Here is an 18,180-nt window from a genome sequence, read left to right on the forward strand (position 1 = left end):
ACCACAATCCATTCCACTCACACCAGAGGAGAAAGACATGAGTACGAGTAGTAGGAGCCGCATTGCCGTCAACGGCTACGGCGTCATCGGCAAGCGCGTCGCCGATGCGGTGACTCAGCAGAATGACATGGACCTTGCGGGCGTGTCGGACGTCAGTGCTGACTGGCGGGCGCGGATGGTGACGCAAAAGGGTTACCGACTCTTCGGCGCTACAGACGAGCACGTGCGTACGATGCAAAATGCCGGGCTCGATGTGGCAGGCGCACTCGACGACCTCCTCGAGACTGCGGACGTGGTCGTCGACTGCACGCCGAAGCATGTCGCGGCGAAAAACGTGGAGCTCTACCGCCAGAAGGGTATCAAATTCATCGTGCAGGGCGGTGAGAAGCACGAAGTAACCGGCCACTCCTTTGTGGCGGAGGCCAGCTACGCGAGCGCTCTGGGTCGCGACAGCACCCGCGTCGTCTCCTGCAACACGACCTCGATGGTACGGACGCTCGCCGCGCTGAAGCACGCCGGCCTGCTCCGCCGCGCCCGCGGCACGCTGATGCGTCGTGCGACCGACCCGTGGGAAAGCCATCTCGGCGGCATCATGAACACTCTGGCACCCGAGCCTGAGATCCCAAGCCATCAGGGCCCCGACGCCCGGAGCGTCGATCCCGAACTCGACGTTGTAACAATGGCGGTGAAGGTTCCGGAGACTCTGGCACACCTGCACTACTGGGCGGTGCAGCTAACACGGCCGGCGGAGAAGGACGAAGTGCTCGAGGCCTTCCGCACATCCCCCCGCATCGCGCTCATCCAGATGGCGGACGGATTGACGGCAATTAATTCGGTCAAGGAACTGATGGCCGATCTCGGCCGGGCGCACGACAACCTCTACGAAGTGGCACTGTGGTCCGACATGTTGAAAGTCGAGGGCGACGAACTCTTCTACGCCTACATGGTGGACAACCAGGCGATTGTTATTCCGGAAACGGTGGACGCGATCCGGGCACTGATTGGTCAGGTGCGCGACCCGCACGAATCCATTGCCAAGACCAATGCCGCGCTGGGAATCGGCGCGATCTTCGATGCGCTGGGAGGACGGTGATGAGGGCAAGGGACATCATGACTACGTCCGTCGTCTCGGCGAAACCGGAGACAACCGTGTCCGAGGTCGCCCGGCTTCTTCTGGAACGGAACATCAGCGCCGTGCCGGTAATCGAGTCAAATGGTCGGCTGGCTGGCATGGTGAGCGAAGGTGATTTCCTCCGCCGCGCCGAGGGCGGCAGCCATCGACACGGCTCGTGGTGGCTACGACTTTTCTCGGGCTCAGGCGAGAACGCGGCGGATTACGTGAAGTCGCACGGTCGCTCCGCCGCCGACGTTATGACCCGCGACGTTGTCACGATCACAGAGGATACGCCCGCCGGCGAGGCCGCGCATCTTTTGGAGACAAAAAGGATAAAGCGTGTACCGGTTCTCCGCGACGGGAAAGTCGTTGGCATCGTCAGCCGCGCCGATCTCCTGCGTGGTTTGGCGGCGCGATGCGATGCTCCCGCGCCTATCGCATCCGTCGAAGATGATGTGATCCGACAGCGAATTCTTGAGGAGATAAGGGCGAGCGACTGGGCGCCAGCCTACGGCGTAAACGTCACGGTCGCCGAAGGCAACGTGCAGATCTGGGGCATTGTCGATTCACCTGAACAGGGAGAAGCGCTTCGTGTCGCTGCCGAGAATGTACCCGGCGTCAAGGGCGTGCAACTGAACGTCAGCGCTATTCCAGCCTTTGGATGGGAATGAAACCGTCCATCCGGCTGAGGGAACCAAGCAGTTGTCACCATTAGATCCTTTCCTCCCGCACAGACGAATCGCCTATTTCTCAATGGAGATCGCCCTCCGTCCGGAGATGCATACCTATTCTGGAGGGCTCGGCGTGCTCGCCGGCGATACCGTCCGGTCTAGCGCCGACCTGGAACTGCCAATGGTGTTCCTGACCTTGGCGAGCCGAGAGGGCTATCTTCGCCAGGAGATCGATAGCAACGGGCGGCAGATCGATCATGCCGATCCATGGAATTTAGAAGATTGGGCGACACCACTGGATGCCATGGTGGCCGTCAGGATCGAAGGGCGCGCTGTTTGGGTACGGCCGTGGCTGCACGTGCTAACCTGTCCGATCGGACATGCGATCCCTGTCCTCCTGCTCGACACTCGGCTCGATCACAATGATCCCGCCGACCGCGAGATCACCGACCGCCTCTACGGCGGTGATGAAGCTTATCGTCTAAAGCAGGAGATCGTGCTTGGGGTTGGCGGCATGCGTGTCTTACACGCACTCGGCTTCGACGTTGAAACCTATCACCTTAACGAAGGCCACGCCGCGCTACTCGCGGCTGCGCTGCTGCGCGAGCATCCGCATCCGAGCGATCGGCCGCGCGATGGTGCGCTGAGCTACGATGCGGACAGAGTGCGCGAGCGCTGTATTTTCACTACCCATACACCTGTCGAAGCGGGCCACGATCGCTTCGACTACGAGAAAGCGGGGCGTCTGCTCAGCGACTTTCTGCCGTTGGACCAGATGAAGCTACTGGCCGGACCGGATCGCCTGAACATGACGCGGCTCGCACTCAATCTGAGCGGCTATGTCAACGGAGTTGCAATACGCCATGCCGAGACCACCCGACGTATGTTCCCCGGCTACGGCATCCGGGCGGTAACCAATGGCGTCCATGCCCCCACTTGGGTACATCCGACCTTTGCCCAGCTGTTTCAGGGGTTCGCCCCTGACTGGGGGCACGATCCGGAGGTGCTTTCTGGGGCGGACCAGCTTTCAGACAACGCTGTCTGGTCAGCGCATCAGGCAGCTAAAGATGAACTACTTGCAGAGGTGCAGCTGTTGACTGGCACGGCGATGCGGCCTGATATTCCGCTCCTCGCCTTCGCCCGCCGCATGACCGGTTACAAGCGCCCCGACCTTCTGTTCACCGATATCGAGCGGTTGCGGGCGATCAGCCGCGAACAGCCGTTCCAACTGGTGATGGCTGGCAAGGCCCACCCACACGACGATGGCGGCAAGACACTGATCGCGGAAATCCACGCCCACATACGCGCCCTGGCCGCCGACATCCCGATCGCCTTTCTACCCAACTACGACATGGCACTTGCGAAGAAACTTGTAGCCGGTGCGGACGTCTGGCTGAACACGCCCCTGCCGCCTTACGAGGCTTCGGGCACGAGCGGGATGAAGGCGGCGCTGAACGGCGTCCTGAACCTGAGTATCCTCGACGGCTGGTGGATCGAGGCCTGGGTCGAAGGAGTAACGGGCTGGGCAATCGGCCACGACGATCAGCGTCACGAAGGCGATGCCCAAAACCTCTATGACAAGCTCGAACGAACGGTTCTGCCGCTCTATTATACCGACCGGGCTCGCTGGCTCCGCATGATGAAGGACTCAATCAGCAAGATCGGTCCCCGCTTCAATAGCCAGCGCATGATGCGCCGATATGCGAGCGAGGCTTATCTCCGCTGACTCCAAGTTTGTCACCGCGCAGATACGTTCTCGTCAATGCCCGGACTCTCGCGACCTCGAGGCGAGACGCCCAATCAGCTTTTCAGCTTCGACGACGGCCAACAGAATGACGCCGACACCGATTACCGTCAGCCCGTCCGTCAAGCTTACCGGCCGCGTTCCGAACACTGCCTGCAGAGGCGGTGCGTAGGTGAAGGCAAGCTGGAGCAGCACAACAACACCGACTCCGACTGCCACTACGGGGGTGCCCAGTACGCCGCTCCAGGTGAGCGACGATCCGTGCTGATAGCGAACACTGAACAGATAGAATATCTCCATGACCACGATGGTATTGACGACCAGAGTGCGCGTTTCCTCCAGCGACAGCCCACGCCATTCTGCCCAGAAGAACATCCCGAAGGTGCCGATCACAAACAGGACCGATACGAAGACGATGCGCCAGACCAGGAAACCCGAAATCAGCGACTCATCAGCCGCGCGAGGCGGCCGGTGCATAGCGTCGGGCTCGGTCGGCTCAAAGGCCAAGGTGAGTCCCAGCGCGACCGCCGTCACCATGTTGATCCACAGGATCTGTACAGCCGTAATCGGCAACGTCAGTCCAACCAGAAGAGCACCGATCACGGTCAGCGCCTCACCGCCGTTGGTTGGCAAGGTCCAGGCAATCACCTTCTTGAGGTTGTCATAGACTGTACGGCCCTCGCGCACCGCGGCGACGATCGAGGCGAAATTGTCGTCGGCCAGCACCATCTCGGCCGCTTCCTTGGCAGCCTCGGTGCCCTTCTGTCCCATCGCCACACCGACATCGGCCCGCTTGAGCGCCGGCGCGTCGTTCACCCCATCACCAGTCATCGCCAGCACCGCGCCGTCGGCCTGGAGCGCTTCGACCAAGCGCAGCTTGTGCTCCGGCGCGGCGCGCGCGAAGACATCGACGTCACGCGCCCTGCACCGCAGCGTCGCGTCGTCGAGCGCATCCAGCTCCTGCCCCGTCGCAACGGCCTCCGGCTGCTCCAGCCCGAGCAGCCCGGCGATCGCGACGGCGGTCGCCGCATGGTCGCCGGTGATCATCTTGATCCGGATGCCCGCCGCCCGGCAATCGCGCACCGCGGTCACAGCTTCCGCGCGCGGAGGGTCGATAAGCCCGAGCAAGCCGAGCAACGTGAGGCCCCCTTCGACATCGGTGAAAGTGAGATCACTGCTGGCCGAAGATAGTCGCTTGACGGCGACCGCAAGCACCCGCTGTCCGCGTGCCCCGAGCGCCTCCACCCGCACCCGCCAGGCAGCGTGGTCAAGTGGCATATCGCTGACCGGGCCGCGCTGGAGGTCGCACATCGCCAGCACCCGCTCCGGCGCTCCCTTAATACAGATGAAAGCTTCGCCGTCGACGCCATGGTGCAAGGTCGCCATGAAGCGATGCCGGGCGTCGAAGGGGATCTCGTCGTGGCGCGGGATCTCTTTTCTCAATTGCTCGACATCAATTCCGACCTTTGAACCGAATGCGACCAGCGCGCCCTCCATCGGGTCACCATCTACAACCCAACCGATCTCGGTCCGCCGCAACGAGGCATCGCTGCACAGCAGTGCGGCGCGCGCCAAGCCGACAAGAGTGGAGTGCTCCGCCGGCTCGACTTTCTCCTCGCGCAGGCGCACCTCGCCACTCGGATCGTAGCCGGCCCCACCTATCTCGAAGGTGGCCGCGGCAGTCGCTGCCGCCACGACCGTCATCTCATTCCGCGTCAGCGTACCGGTCTTGTCGGTGCAAATAATCGAGACAGAACCCAGTGTCTCGACCGCGGGCAGACGCCGGACAATGGCATCGCGTGCCGCCATGCGCTGAACGCCCAGGGCAAGCGCGATCGTCATCACCGCCGGCAACCCTTCGGGAATGGCGGCCACGGCGACTCCAACCACAACAAGGAAAGCATCCTCGATGGCATATCCGCGGACGAACACGGCAAAAGCGAAGATCGCCACGGAGACGCCAAGAATGGCCACGGTAAGCCGCCGCGCGAAGCTGTCCATCTGGCGCAGAAGCGGCGTCGTTAAAGTCTCGACGGCGTCGACCAGGGCGCTGACGCGACCGATCTCAGTGTCCCCGCCGGTGGCGAAAACGACGCCGGCGCCTTGCCCGGCCGCAACAAGCGTGCCCGAGAACGCTATGGAGGTACGATCGCCGAGCGGCGCTTCGGCCATCACGGGCGCCGGCGACTTCTCAACGGGGACCGACTCGCCAGTCAGCGCCGCCTCTTCGATCCGTAGGCTGCGGCTACGGACGAGGCGCAGATCGGCAGGCACCCGGTCGCCGGGATCGAGCAGGACCAAGTCGCCTGGAACCAGCTCTTCCGCCGCGAGCGTGACGCGGCGTCCCGCACGCACGACCGAGGCGCGCGGTGCCAGCATGCCGCGGATCGCGTCGAGCGCCTGCTCGGCCCGGCCCTCCTGCACGAAGCCGATCACGGCGTTGAGCACCACCACGGCGAGGATCACCGCCGCGTCGATACCGTGTTCAAGCGCCAAGGTGACGGCCGCGGCGACGAGCAGGACATAGATCAGGAGGTTGTCGAACTGGGCGACGAAGCGCCGGATGGCACTGCGCGGCTTGGCGGCCGGCAGGATATTGGGACCATGCGCGGTCAGACGCCGCCCTGCCTCGTTCCCATCCAGTCCGTCGGTGCCCGTTGCCAGCATCAGCTGCACGTCTTCAATCGGGAGGGCATGCCAAGGTCGTGCCGAATTGGAGCCAACGGTTCGCGGATAGTCCGGCGCGGTCGTAACCGCTTGTTCTTGAAGTCTCTCAGTCATGTCATCTTCGGCACTGAAGGCGCCCGCATCTGCGAACGCCTAAAGCAGCGCAGTTGCTGGCTTCGCAGCCTATAGCAAACGGCACCTATTGGGCGGTGTAGCCTCCGTCGATCACCAGTTCTGTGCCGGTCACGAACTTCGACTCATCCGAAGCAAGATAGAGCACGCCATAGGCTATGTCGTCTGGTTCTCCGATATGCCCTACCGGGTGCAGAGCATTCAGAGCCTGACGGCCTTCCTCGACGTCGCCGTGCTCCGCGAGGTAGTTCTCGACCATCGGTGTCCAAATATAGCCGGGATGGACCGAGTTGACACGGATGTTCAGGCCCGCCTTAGCGCAGTAGAGCGCGGTCGACTTGGTGTAGAGTCGCACACCGCCCTTCGACGCGTTATAGGCACCGAGATTTGGATCGCCGACAAGCCCCTCGATCGAGGAGAGGTTGATGATCGAGCCGCCCGGTGGGTCGTTCCGTTTCATCGCCAGGATCGCGTGCTTGGTCCCGAGGAACACGCCGTCAAGATTGACGTTCATCAGCCGATGCCAACGCTCCAGCGTCTCCTCCTCGGGAGGCCCACCCCAGCCGACACCGGCATTGTTGACGAGCACGTCGAGGCGGCCGAAGCGGTCAAGGGTAACCTGTACCACCTCCTCCCAGGCGCTCTCGTCGGAAACGTCGTGATGGAGGTAGAGCACATCGCCGCCGTCCTCGCCGATGATCTGCGCCACCCGCTCACCTTCCTCATCCTTGATGTCGCTGAGGACCACTTTCGCCCCTTCTCGCGCCAACATCCTTGCCGCTGACTCGCCCAATCCCAGCGAAGCGCCCGTTACGATCGCTACCTTGTCTTGCACTCTGCTCATTTTCAAACTCCCTCCAGTCATTCGATGGGCCCCGCTTCTGTGGAGCGACTGACAGCGACGATTGTCGTGCGCGCCTCGAGCCAGATGTTGCTCTGCGCAATCGTGTCTTCGGCCCCGAAAGATGTATCGGCGATGCTTTCGTTCTTCGATGTGTCGATCGCTATGTGCCATCCGCTTCCCGCTGAGGGCGGCATGACAAATCGGCAAGGGGCGAGAGCCGCATTAAAGAGCAGGCAAAGGCTCGCGCCGCTGTCCCGGATGAGGCAGCCGAGCCTGTTGTCGGGCCCGTGCCAATCTGGCTGTTGCCCGGTCGGTTCGAACCATCTGACCTCGACATCCGTGTAGAAGGTTTCGGCCCGCAGGACGGGATGCGCCTTGCGCAAAGCGATCAGTTGCCGGACGAATCGCACGAGTTCCGCATTCCGCCCCGCTAACGACCAGTCGTACCAGGAGACCGTGTTGTCCTGGCAGTAGGCGTTGTTGTTGCCTCCTTGCGTGCGACGGAACTCGTCGCCGCCGAGAAGCATCGGCACGCCGCGAGAGAGCAAGAGCGTGGTGAGCAGGTTCTTGATCTGCCGCAACCGCATCGCCTCGATCTGCGGATCGTCGCTCGAACCTTCGGCGCCGTAGTTATCGCTGTAGTTCTCGTCGAGGCCGTCACGGTTCTCCTCGCCGTTCGCCTCGTTGTGCTTGCGCGTGTAACTGACGAGATCGTTGAGCGTGAAGCCGTCGTGGCTGGTGACGAAATTCACGCTGTTGAGCGGACCTTCGCCACCGTCCTGGTAGAGATCGCTGCTGCCCGCCAGCCGGGTCGCAAGCGCGCCGGTCATGCCCGGATCGCCGCGCCAGAAGCGGCGAACGTCGTCGCGAAAATGGCAGTTCCACTCTGCCCAGCGTCGGCCGGGGAAGTGGCCCACCTGGAACGCGCCGCCGGCATCCCAGGCTTCCGCAATCAGTTTGACGTCGCGCAGGATCGGATCCTCGGCGATCTGTTCGAGCAGCGGTGGGTTCGCCAACAACTTCCCTCGCGCGTCGCGCCCGAGCACCGATGCGAGATCGAATCGGAAGCCGTCGATGTGAAAGTGGACCACCCAGTGTCGCAGGCAATCTACGACCATGTTGCGTACCACCGGATGGTTGCAGTTCAGCGTGTTGCCACAGCCGGTATAATCCGCGTACTCCCCATCCTGTGTCAGGATGTAGTAGATCGTGTTGTCGAGCCCCCGGAAGCTGTAGGTCGGCCCGTTTCTCCCGCCTTCTGCCGTGTGGTTGAAGACGACGTCGAGGATGACCTCAATTCCTGCCCGGTGAAGCTCCCGAACCATTGTCTTGAAGGCGACGAGCTCGCCGCCCGGCGCGACGCTGCCGGAATAGCGGGACATCGGTGCAAACAGGGCGACGGGGTTGTAGCCCCAGTAGTCGCGCAGCCGCTCGCCGGTCAGCGGACCGTTCCGTTCGAGTGCTTCCGGCGCGAAGGCTTGGATAGGCATCAGCTCCAGAGCCGTGATGCCAAGTTCGCGAAAGTAGGGGATCTTCTCGACCACGCCGAGATACTCCCCTTGTCTGTTAACGCCGGAAGACGGGTCAATCGTGAGGCCCCGGACATGGGTCTCATAGAGGATCGTCTTGCTCCAGGGATGGCGGAGCGGTGCGTCCTCGAACCAGTCGAAGCCTTGGTCGGCGACCACGCAGCGGCCGGGCGAGCCGGGAGACAGGTCGGTGACGGAGGCGGCATAGGGATCGAGCAGCGTTCGATCTAGATCGAAGTCATGTCCGTCATCCGGCGAACCGGGCCCATCGGCCTGCAGAGCATAGAACTTCCCGCGAAGGTCACCCGTCAACCGCGCATGCCAGATGTCGCCAGTCCGGTGACGCCGGGCATCGAGCGGTAGTCGAGCGCACGGCTCTCTCTCGTCAGCCGTTCCGTACAGAAGCAGGGTCACGCCCGCGGCGTGCCGGCTGAACACCGCTATGTTCAGGCCGTCACAGCAGTCATGCAGCCCGAGCGGCAGTGGCTCACCGCGCCCGATCCGGACGGTGCCGCTGTCCGAGCCGACGGTTAGGGCGTCGAACCAAGCTATGCGTTCCGTCATCGGTGCGCTCCTCGTCATCATGGCCGTGAACCAGTGTCACCGCCCCTTTCGGCGCGGCGACGACCCTTGCGGCGGGCCACGTTTCTCTAAGGACGCCAACGACCCTCGCGCCTTACAGCCCCTTCGCCATCTTCCGGAATCGCCATGGCCTTACTCGAGGGTAAAAGAGTTCCCTCAGTGCGCCGAACGCACCCGATACACCACCTCGCCGAGAGGGCGCTCTTCTTGAGGGGGCTGCCGCTAGATGAGGACTACGAGCGTGCCCGGTCACCGCGGGTATCGGGGCAATCCGGAATCAAGATTACGGGCACTCACCATTACAGCGGCACTGTAATGCTCTGCACTTCAGTGCGTCTGTGAAGGTATGTCGGCTCCACCACGGTCAAACGTCCTGATGGTCTGTCTGTGATCGGGCGACTGTTACCCATCAATAAGCGAGTGCAACGAGGAGAAATAGATGTCGGATGCAGCAACCAAACCGAATGACGAACAACCCGCTCCTGCATCACGATTTCCGACCGCTTTCACGATCCTCTTCGGCCTGATCGTCGTCGTTGCCGCGCTGACTTGGTTGATTCCGGCCGGACAGTATGACCGCGCCATGAACGATGCTGTGGGTCGTGAAATCGCGGTTGCGGGGACCTATCAGCAAGTCGAAGCTAACCCGCAGGGCCCGGTTGAGGTCTTACTCGCCCCAATTGCTGGTTTCTATGATCCCGACAGTAATGTCGCAAATGCCATCGACGTTGCGTTGTTCGTATTGCTAATCGGCGGATTTCTCGGCGTCGTTAATGCAACAGGTGCTGTCGACACGGGGATCTCCTCGGCAATGCGAGCTCTTCGTGGTCGCGAAAAGTGGATGATCCCCATCCTTATGGTGCTCTTTGCCGCCGGTGGTACGACCTATGGAATGGCTGAGGAAACGCTCGCCTTCTACCCGATCCTAATCCCGCTCGTTATAGCCGCCGGCTACGATAGCGTGACCGGTGTCGCGATTATCCTGATTGGAGCGGGCATCGGGGTGCTCGGGTCGACGATCAACCCGTTCGCAACGATCATAGCTTCAAACGCCGCGGCCATTCCCTTTACCGGCGGGCTTTTCCTGCGGTTACTGATCCTAATCGGCGGGTTCGTCCTCTCCGCTGCTTTTGTCATGCGTTATGCGGCGCGTGTGAAGGCTGATCCGGCGCGCTCCGTTGTGAGCTCGATGAAGGAGAGCAACGAGCGATTTTTCCTCTCCAAGGATACCGCAACAGGGAGCGACGCCCACCTTACCTCACGGCAGAAGCTGGTGCTGATCGTCTTCGCCGCAACCTTCGCGGTCATGATTTGGGGCGTGTCAACGCAGGGCTGGTGGATGGCTCGGATGGGAGCCCTGTTCCTCGGAGCGTCGCTTGTCGTTGGTATCATCGCGTGGATGGGTGAGAAGCGGTTCACCGCGGCCTTCGTTGACGGCGCGCGCGATTTACTTGGCGTGGCGTTGGTGATCGGGCTGGCCCGCGGCATCGTGGTAATCATGGAGCAGGGACGGATTTCCGACACGATCCTGTACTGGTCGGAGCAGGCAGTCAGCGGACTGTCAGAGGTCGCCTTTATCAACGCTATGTTTGGCATCGAGACGGCAATGAGCTTCCTGGTTCCGTCTTCGTCGGGACTGGCGGTTCTTTCGATGCCCATTCTGGCGCCGCTCGCCGATTTTGCGGGGGTGGGGCGTGACCTTGTTGTCACGGCTTACCAGTCGGCCAACGGACTTGTGAATCTGATCAACCCCACGTTCGCAGTCGTGATCGGAGGCCTCGCTATAGGGCGCGTTCCCTATGAACGCTGGCTCCTATTCATTTGGCCACTGCTGCTAATCCTCGCAGTCTTCATTGTGGCGTCGCTCAGCTTCGCTGCGGTGCTCTGATCCAAAAATTCTAATCAAGGAAGATCCAATGTCCGATCAAAGTTTCGGCGTCCATTCAGAAACCGGAAAGCTGAGGCAGGTTATCGTCTGCCGCCCCGGTCTAGCGCACCGACGGTTGACGCCCTCCAATCGCGAGGAGCTACTGTTCGACGATGTATTCTGGGTCAAGCAAGCCCAGAAGGATCATGACATCTTTTCCAGTCTAATGCGGGATGAGGGCGTCGACGTGCTAGATGTCAACATCCTTTTGGCTGAAACGCTGGACTCCAAGGAAGGTCGTGCCTGGGTGCTCGACCATCGCATTACTGCGGATCAGATCGGCGCCGGCATGAGGTCCGAGCTGCGTGCCTGGATGACCGAATTGCCTAGCGTGAAACTGGCGGAGCATCTGATCGGCGGGCTGACAACTGCCGATCTTCCATTCACGCCGACCGGCCTTTTCGGCAGCTACCTTGGCCATAACGGTTTTATCCTTCCGCCACTTCCCAATGCTCTGTTCACCAGGGACAACTCTGCTTGGATTTATGGAGGAGTTACAGTCAACCCGATGTTTTGGCCGGCGCGCCGTCCAGAAACGCTGCTTAACACTGCAATTTACAAGTTCCACCCGAACTTTGCCGGCAAAGTCACGATACATTGGGGTGATCCAACGCGAGACCATGGCCTTGCAACGCTCGAAGGCGGCGACGTGATGCCGGTTGGAAACCGCACCGTTCTTGTGGGAATGGGCGAACGATCGTCGCCGCAAGGCATCGGTCAACTAGCCAAAAAGCTATTCGCTGACGGTGTCGTCGATCGCGTGGTTGCGTTTCGGATACCCAAGTCGCGGGCCGCGATGCATTTGGATACGATTTTCACGCTCTGTGGAGGGGATGTGGTCACAACCTTCAAAGAGGTCGCGGACGAACTGGTTTGCTATGATATCCGCCCGGGCGAAGGCGAAGCTCCCCTGTCCTTTCGACACGATCCGCGTCCGATCTTTGAGATTGTGGCAGACGTACTTGGCTACCGAAAACTCCAGGTTATCCCGACCGGCGGGGATACCGAAGAAGAACGTGCGCGCGAGCAGTGGAACGATGGCAACAACGTCTTGGCACTGCGCCCTGGCGTGGTCATCGGTTATGACCGCAACGATGACACCAACGCCGCACTAAGAGCTGCTGGCATCGAGGTGCTGGCTATCCCTGGCGCAGAACTCGGTCGAGGCCGCGGCGGCGGACATTGCATGAGCTGCCCCACAATACGCGATGCTGCCTGAACCGAATAGAAAGAAGAACCAATGTCGTTCAATTTGAAGAACCGCAGCTTTCTGACCCTGCGCGATTTCGATGCCCGCGAGATCGCCTTTCTCCTGAAACTCGCTGCCGATCTCAAGGCAGCAAAGTATGCCGGCTACGAGCAGCCGCGACTAAAGGGCAAGGAGATCGCTCTAATATTTGAAAAGGACTCCACCCGGACTCGGGTTGGTTTCGAGGTCGCGGCGCACGACCAGGGTGCGACCGTCACCTATCTCGGCCCGTCAGGAAGCCATCTTGGACACAAGGAGAACGTGAAGGATACCGCGCGGGTGCTCGGCCGTGTCTATGATGCGATAGAGTATCGCGGCTTCGGGCAGACGATCGTGGAAGAACTCGCAGCCTATGCTGGCGTACCTGTTTATAACGGCCTCACAGACGAGTTCCATCCCACCCAAATTCTGGCCGACCTCCTCACTATGAAAGAGCACTCGGATAAGACGTTGAATGAAATCTCCTACGTCTTCGTCGGCGATGCCGGCAACAACATGGGCGATAGCCTTCTTATTGGCGGCGCCAAGATGGGAATGGATGTGCGGCTGTGTGCGCCAAAGGCCTGTTGGCCCGCGGATGCGATCCGCGAGGAAGCCGAAATGATATCTGGGCAAACCGGGGCACGCGTGATGATTACCGACGACGTCAAACGCGCTGTCGACGGTGTGGATTTCGTCTACACCGACGTCTGGCTCTCGATGGGAGAGCCGGCAGAAAAATGGGCCGAACGCATCAAGCTTTTGATGCCCTATCAGGTCAATGCGGACTTGATGAGCAAGACCGGCAATCCTTGCACCAAGTTCATGCATTGCCTTCCCGCCTTCCATGACACCGCAACCAGCGTTGGAGCCGAAATTGCCGAAAAGTTCGGACTTGACGCAATGGAAGTGACCGACGAGGTGTTCGAGAGCTCGGCGTCGATCGTCTTCGACCAAGCTGAGAACCGCATGCACACTATCAAGGCGGTGCTCGTTGCCACGATCGGTAACTGAGATGCTAGTCGTCGTAGCCTTGGGCGGCAATGCGCTTCTGCAGCGTGGCGAGCCGATGACCGCCGAGACACAGCGCGACAACGTCAGACGCGCGGCTGCCTCGCTCGCTGAGATGGTTCGTGCGGGCCATCGTCTCGTCGTCACACACGGCAACGGGCCGCAGATCGGTCTGCTCGCATTGCAAGGTGCAGCATACAGGCCTGACGAAGCCTACCCTCTCGATGTTCTGGGCGCTGAGACGGAGGGGATGGTCGGCTACCTGATCGAGCAAGAGTTGGAGAATGCGCTCGACCACGCAGTCCCAGTTGTGACGCTACTAACACAGGTCGTCGTAGACTCGAAAGATACGGCCTTCGCCAACCCCACCAAGCCGGTTGGTCCAACTTATGAGGAGAAGGAAGCTCGCCGGCTGGCCGCAGCACGTGGCTGGCGGATTGCGCCTGACGGGACAGGCTGGCGGCGGATCGTGTCCTCGCCTTTGCCACTGGAAATACCGGACATGCGCGTCATAAAGCTTTTGGTCGAACGCGAAGTGATTGTGATTTGCGCCGGCGGCGGAGGCATTCCTGTAGTTAAGCTCGAAGATGGCTCTCTGGTGGGTGTCGAAGCCGTCATAGACAAGGACCGGGCGAGCGGACTGTTGGCCGAACAGCTCAAAGCAGATGCGTTGTTGCTGCTGACCGACGTTGATGCTGTCTATCGCCAGTGGGGTACGCCGCAAGCCTCACCCGTGCAGGCCATCTCCCCTGACGAAACCGAACAGCTTGACTTGCCCGTCGGCTCGATGGGCCCGAAGGTCGAGGCCGCCAGCCGCTTTGTGCAAGCTGGTGGAGCGGTGGCAGGGATTGGACTTCTGGCCGATGCGGCAAAAATCCTGGATGGCACAGCGGGGACGCTGTTTCTTGGAAGAAGGGGCGACGACGGCGCATAACGAGCTAGAAACTGGAGATTCCCCTTGGGAGGACAATTAGGCGAGGCGCTCTCGGCTTTTCGATCGCACACAATTTGAGCTCCCGGCCAATCTGCATTGGTCGGCGGACGCCGAGTCGCCGAAGGCGGAGTGAGGTGTCAGGGCTAGTCGGATGTGTGATCTGCCGACATCCTTTCAATCGGCACGGCCGCGCTGTCCCAGAATCACACGGCGGGGTGGCTGCGCACTTTCCGCGCCGCCAGTCCCCTATTTTGGTAAGGTTGTGGGCAATGTTGACATAGGCCTACAACTCTTCGCCTGGAGGGCGAAGCTCATTTGCGACCGGAACCGAAACTAATCCTGCTGAGGCAGGACCAGGGATGGTCTGGCTGCCTAGCCTGCCGCAGTCCAGCATCTCTCGGAGCGGCGGCCTAGTGAGCTCCTCCGGCAGGCATTTTGCCGTCGTGCATGAAGGACTTGATCTCCTCAAGAGTAAGCGCTCCGTCCCCATCGGCGTCGATCAGTCCGAACATTCGGGCGTGTACAGCCTGAAACTCTTCAAGTGAGAGTACGCTGTCGCCGTCAGTATCCATCATTGCCATCATCATCTTGAGCACCATGCCGTGGCCCATACCGCCCTGACTATTCATGCCGCTTTGACCCATCAGGCCGGTGGTCGGGCCACCATGCTGCTGCATCATTCCACCGGGCTCTTCCTGCCCGTGTTGAGCCGCCTGGGCGGTGGCGGAGGCGAGCGCAATGGCTGATACCGAGAGGATTAAGTAGATCGTCTTCATCCTGTTTCTCCTTTTAGATAACGAGCAGAGATGCACTGCGAGGACATGATCCTCACCCGTGTCAGGAGTATTGACGTAGCCGGCGGGGTTTCCTTACGCCGGGTGGCAATTATCCGTTCGAGCCTCAATCCCGTAGTGTTGGGCGCCAACGGCCCTCTTCGATATGACAAGCGATCCTCACCCCGCCGATTTGCACGCTACAGTCGCCGGTTGTTTCGCCTCGTTCCAGTGAGACTTTTCATCGCTGATTGAAAGCTCTCTCATCAACCCGTCGATTGTCGGCGGGATTCTGAGAGAGATGGCAGCCTATCGAGAAAGGAAGGTTCAGAAAGGCCTCAACTCTACAGGTAAAGTGGGGTCTGTCGACGCGCACCTTGGTTCGGACGAACCTGTGCTTCGTCTGGCGCGCCTGATCGGTCGCCAGATTGCGCGCGAGCAATTCGAGCGGCAAGATTCTCGGGAACGAAAGCTCATTCGGCGAAAGAGCAGCAAACCTACGTAGGCTGCATCACATACAGGCATGTTGCCCCGGTGGCAGGATCGCCGCCGGGGCTTCGATATTTGACCTTGAGACCATAATGGTCCCGTGCTACATAGAGACTCAAATGAGGATCATTGCCCGCCGCACCTTACGGGAGTTTGTCGAAAGCCTCGCGGGGCAAAAGAATCAGCCGGCCGTGAAGGCCGCGCTCGATGCGTGGTTCGATGAAGTCAGCAAGGCAGAGTGGGCGAGTTCCGCCGATGTTAAGAGACACTACGCCACGGCCAGCATCGTCAACGCCGAGCGGATTGTCTTCAACATCAAGGGCAACGACTACCGCTTGGTGGTGGCCGTCGACTTCGAGAAGGGCATCGTCTGGATCAAGTGGATCGGCACCCACAAGGCATATGACAGGATAGACGTAGCTGAGGTGAGACATGGCGACTGAGCTAAGACCTATCCGCTCCGAAGCGGACTACGATGCAGCACTCGAAGAGGTGGAACGCCTTTGGGGTGCCAAGAGCGGTACACCGGAAGGGGACCGCCTTGACGTGCTCACAACTCTGATCGAGGTCTATGAAGCGAAGCACTATCCGATGGATCCGCCCGATCCAATCGAGGCGATCCGGTTTCGGATGGAGCAGCAGGGGCTCACCCGCAAGGACCTCGAACCGATGATCGGTCCCCGCAACCGGGTCGCCGACGTTCTCAATCGCAAGCGTGGCTTGTCGATCGACATGATCCGGCATTTGCATGAACAACTCGGGATTTCCGCCGAGGTGCTGATCCAGCCGAGCCGCTTCGACAAGGTTGCGTAACGGGAGGTTCTGCATGATGCGTGTCGCGCTCTACGCCCGCTACTCTTCAGACAATCAGCGGGAGGCCTCAATCGAGGACCAGTTCCGTATCTGCCGCGAGCAGGCGAAGCGCGAGAAATGGAAGATCGTCGGCACCTACAAGGATGCCGGCATCTCCGGTGCGAGCATGATCTTGCGTCCCGGCATCCAGTCACTGCTGCAGGACGCCCAGGCCGGGCAGTTCGACATGGTGCTGGCCGAAGCTCTGGATCGCATCTCCCGCGACCAGGCCGATGTCGCAACTTTCTTCAAGCATCTGAAGTTCGCCGGCGTACCGATCGTAACGCTGGCTGAAGCCGAGATCAGCGAGTTGCATGTCGGCCTGAAGGGAACGATGAATGCGTTGTTCCTCAAGGATCTCGCCGCCAAGACACATCGAGGCCTTCGTGGTCGCGTGGAGGAAGGCAAGTCCGGTGGCGGGCTCTGCTATGGCTACAAGGTCGTCAAGCAACTCGATGCCCGAGGAGAGCCGATCCGAGGCGGCCGGGAGATCGACGAGGCTGAGGCGAATATCATCCGTCGCGTCTTCCGCGAATTCGCATCAGGAATCGGTCCGCGAACGATCGCACGCAGACTGAACGAAGAGGGTATTCCGGGACCTAACGGCAAGCCGTGGGGAGACACCACGATCCGTGGCCATGTGAAACGCGGAACGGGTCTCATAAATAACGAGCTCTATATCGGCCGCCTGATCTGGAACCGGCTGCGCTACATCAAGGACCCGTCGACCGGCAGGCGCGTCTCGCGCCTCAACCCGGAGAGCGAATGGTTGATCCGCGAGGTGCCCGAGCTGCGGATTGTCGATGATGCCCTTTGGCAAGCGGTGCGCGATCGGCAGGCGGTGATCGCCGACAAATACGCGAACGTCACCGAAGCTGTTCGCCAGCATCACAAGAAAAACCAGCTCAATGGCAAGCGTCGGCCTCAGTCTCTTCTGTCCGGCCTGGTCTACTGCGGCTCCTGTGGCGGTCCCTATTCGCTGCGCGGCGCGGGTCGGTTCGCCTGCTCCAACCACATCAGCAAAGGCACCTGCTCCAACAGCCGCACCATCCGACAGGAAGAACTGGAAGAACGCGTGCTCTCCGGGCTCAAGGACCGCATGATGGCGCCCGAAGTCGCAGCGGAAGCGATGCGCGCCTATGCCGAAGAGACGAATCGGCTGAACCGCGAGCGTCGCTCGAACGGCGACGCCTGGCAGGTGGAACTGGCTAAGATCGAGAAGCAGATCGCCCAGATCGTCGAGGCCATTGCCGACGGCATGTACCATCCGTCGATGAAAGAGAAGATGACAAAGCTGGAAGCCCGCAAGGCCGAGCTGGCCGCCCTGCTCGCCGACGCACCGGAGAACAAGCCAGACCTGTTACCGACCGCCTCAACAATCTACGCGAAGAAGGTCGCAAAGCTCACACAGGCCCTGAATCGCCCCGCAGTGCGCCAGGAAGCGGCCGAGGCCCTGCGGATGCTGATCGAGAAGATCGTCCTCACGCCAGGCCAGAAACGCGGCGAGATCGATGCCACGCTTTACGGCGAACTTGGACAGATCCTGGCGTGGACGGAGCGGCAAGCCCTTGGAAAGGCTTCAAAAACGAACACTCCCGGAGGGACTTCCTCGGGAGTGTTGGTATCAGTGGTTGCGGGGGCAGGATTTGAACCTGCGGCCTTCAGGTTATGAGCCTGACGAGC

General features: G+C 60.9%; 14 protein-coding genes. 10 read left to right on the top strand and 4 right to left on the bottom strand.

The genetic code is table 11. The features are described from left to right. The first annotated feature begins 37 nt into the window (after window positions 1–37). The 3 genes from V6766_RS14080 to glgP are packed head-to-tail and all read left to right on the top strand — an operon-like array spanning window position 38 to window position 3,511. On the top strand, window positions 38–1,093 hold the full coding sequence (locus tag V6766_RS14080; RefSeq protein ID WP_044404278.1) for a type II glyceraldehyde-3-phosphate dehydrogenase: 1,056 nt from the start codon (window positions 38–40) through the stop codon (window positions 1,091–1,093). Window positions 1,094–1,110: 17 nt separating this feature from the next. Beyond that, window positions 1,111–1,785, top strand: coding sequence for a CBS domain-containing protein (locus V6766_RS14085; protein WP_448467422.1), 675 nt, complete (start codon window positions 1,111–1,113; stop codon window positions 1,783–1,785). Window positions 1,786–1,816: 31 nt separating this feature from the next. Further along, window positions 1,817–3,511, top strand: a complete 1,695-nt coding sequence (glgP, locus tag V6766_RS14090) for an alpha-glucan family phosphorylase (protein ID WP_269066315.1) — start codon at window positions 1,817–1,819, stop codon at window positions 3,509–3,511. 33 nt (window positions 3,512–3,544) lie between these two features. Here the strand turns inward: glgP and V6766_RS14095 are convergent, their stop codons facing one another. From V6766_RS14095 to glgX, 3 genes are all read right to left on the bottom strand, one after another. Next, window positions 3,545–6,310 carry an HAD-IC family P-type ATPase gene (locus V6766_RS14095; protein WP_448467425.1) on the bottom strand — a complete coding sequence of 922 codons (2,766 nt, stop codon included), beginning with the start codon at window positions 6,308–6,310 and terminating at the stop codon, window positions 3,545–3,547. A gap of 85 nt (window positions 6,311–6,395) precedes the next feature. Beyond that, entirely contained in the window at window positions 6,396–7,172 is a 777-nt protein-coding gene (locus V6766_RS14100) for an SDR family oxidoreductase (protein WP_044404320.1), read from the bottom strand. Between the two features lie 17 nt (window positions 7,173–7,189). Beyond that, window positions 7,190–9,265, bottom strand: coding sequence for a glycogen debranching protein GlgX (glgX, locus tag V6766_RS14105; protein ID WP_230721401.1), 2,076 nt, complete (start codon window positions 9,263–9,265; stop codon window positions 7,190–7,192). Window positions 9,266–9,722: 457 nt separating this feature from the next. On the opposite strand from glgX, the gene V6766_RS14110 reads away from it, so the two are divergent. Genes V6766_RS14110 through arcC form a run of 4 tightly spaced genes read left to right on the top strand, consistent with a single transcriptional unit; the run spans window position 9,723 to window position 14,383 of the window. Beyond that, window positions 9,723–11,171 (top strand): YfcC family protein, encoded by a 1,449-nt coding sequence (locus V6766_RS14110; RefSeq protein WP_230721400.1) that lies wholly within the window; start codon window positions 9,723–9,725, stop codon window positions 11,169–11,171. 28 nt (window positions 11,172–11,199) lie between these two features. Further along, complete coding sequence (locus tag V6766_RS14115; protein ID WP_044411733.1) at window positions 11,200–12,429, top strand: arginine deiminase; 1,230 nt, start codon at window positions 11,200–11,202, stop codon at window positions 12,427–12,429. 21 nt (window positions 12,430–12,450) lie between these two features. Further along, window positions 12,451–13,452, top strand: a complete 1,002-nt coding sequence (gene argF, locus V6766_RS14120; protein WP_044411736.1) for an ornithine carbamoyltransferase — start codon at window positions 12,451–12,453, stop codon at window positions 13,450–13,452. 1 nt (window position 13,453) lies between these two features. Continuing rightward, entirely contained in the window at window positions 13,454–14,383 is a 930-nt protein-coding gene (gene arcC, locus V6766_RS14125) for a carbamate kinase (RefSeq protein WP_292060184.1), read from the top strand. Window positions 14,384–14,793: 410 nt separating this feature from the next. Here arcC and V6766_RS14130 read toward each other — a convergent pair whose 3' ends face one another. Continuing rightward, window positions 14,794–15,159, bottom strand: a complete 366-nt coding sequence (locus tag V6766_RS14130) for an EF-hand domain-containing protein (RefSeq protein WP_292060185.1) — start codon at window positions 15,157–15,159, stop codon at window positions 14,794–14,796. Between the two features lie 605 nt (window positions 15,160–15,764). On the opposite strand from V6766_RS14130, the gene V6766_RS14135 reads away from it, so the two are divergent. The 3 genes from V6766_RS14135 to V6766_RS14145 are packed head-to-tail and all read left to right on the top strand — an operon-like array spanning window position 15,765 to window position 18,169. After that, window positions 15,765–16,088 carry a type II toxin-antitoxin system HigB family toxin gene (locus V6766_RS14135; RefSeq protein ID WP_230722926.1) on the top strand — a complete coding sequence of 108 codons (324 nt, stop codon included), beginning with the start codon at window positions 15,765–15,767 and terminating at the stop codon, window positions 16,086–16,088. Then, window positions 16,078–16,458 carry a helix-turn-helix domain-containing protein gene (locus tag V6766_RS14140; protein ID WP_292060188.1) on the top strand — a complete coding sequence of 127 codons (381 nt, stop codon included), beginning with the start codon at window positions 16,078–16,080 and terminating at the stop codon, window positions 16,456–16,458. The genes V6766_RS14135 and V6766_RS14140 overlap by 11 nt, the downstream gene beginning before the upstream one ends. 13 nt (window positions 16,459–16,471) lie before the next feature. Beyond that, entirely contained in the window at window positions 16,472–18,169 is a 1,698-nt protein-coding gene (locus V6766_RS14145) for a recombinase family protein (protein ID WP_448467430.1), read from the top strand. Window positions 18,170–18,180 lie beyond the last annotated feature (11 nt).

It is taken from the genome of Martelella sp. AMO21009 (genome assembly GCF_053484295.1).

Excerpts from the sequence above, each read along its gene's own strand:
- V6766_RS14080 (WP_044404278.1), top strand. The coding sequence starts at position 38 with ATGAGTACGAGTAGTAGGAGCCGCATTGCCGTCAACGGCTACGGCGTC.
- V6766_RS14085 (WP_448467422.1), top strand. The coding sequence starts at position 1,111 with ATGACTACGTCCGTCGTCTCGGCGAAACCGGAGACAACCGTGTCCGAG.
- V6766_RS14095 (WP_448467425.1), bottom strand. The coding sequence starts at position 6,310 with ATGACTGAGAGACTTCAAGAACAAGCGGTTACGACCGCGCCGGACTAT.
- V6766_RS14100 (WP_044404320.1), bottom strand. The coding sequence starts at position 7,172 with ATGAGCAGAGTGCAAGACAAGGTAGCGATCGTAACGGGCGCTTCGCTG.
- glgX (WP_230721401.1), bottom strand. The coding sequence starts at position 9,265 with ATGACGGAACGCATAGCTTGGTTCGACGCCCTAACCGTCGGCTCGGAC.
- V6766_RS14110 (WP_230721400.1), top strand. The coding sequence starts at position 9,723 with ATGTCGGATGCAGCAACCAAACCGAATGACGAACAACCCGCTCCTGCA.
- V6766_RS14115 (WP_044411733.1), top strand. The coding sequence starts at position 11,200 with ATGTCCGATCAAAGTTTCGGCGTCCATTCAGAAACCGGAAAGCTGAGG.
- argF (WP_044411736.1), top strand. The coding sequence starts at position 12,451 with ATGTCGTTCAATTTGAAGAACCGCAGCTTTCTGACCCTGCGCGATTTC.
- arcC (WP_292060184.1), top strand. The coding sequence starts at position 13,454 with ATGCTAGTCGTCGTAGCCTTGGGCGGCAATGCGCTTCTGCAGCGTGGC.
- V6766_RS14130 (WP_292060185.1), bottom strand. The coding sequence starts at position 15,159 with ATGAAGACGATCTACTTAATCCTCTCGGTATCAGCCATTGCGCTCGCC.
- V6766_RS14135 (WP_230722926.1), top strand. The coding sequence starts at position 15,765 with ATGAGGATCATTGCCCGCCGCACCTTACGGGAGTTTGTCGAAAGCCTC.
- V6766_RS14140 (WP_292060188.1), top strand. The coding sequence starts at position 16,078 with ATGGCGACTGAGCTAAGACCTATCCGCTCCGAAGCGGACTACGATGCA.
- V6766_RS14145 (WP_448467430.1), top strand. The coding sequence starts at position 16,472 with ATGATGCGTGTCGCGCTCTACGCCCGCTACTCTTCAGACAATCAGCGG.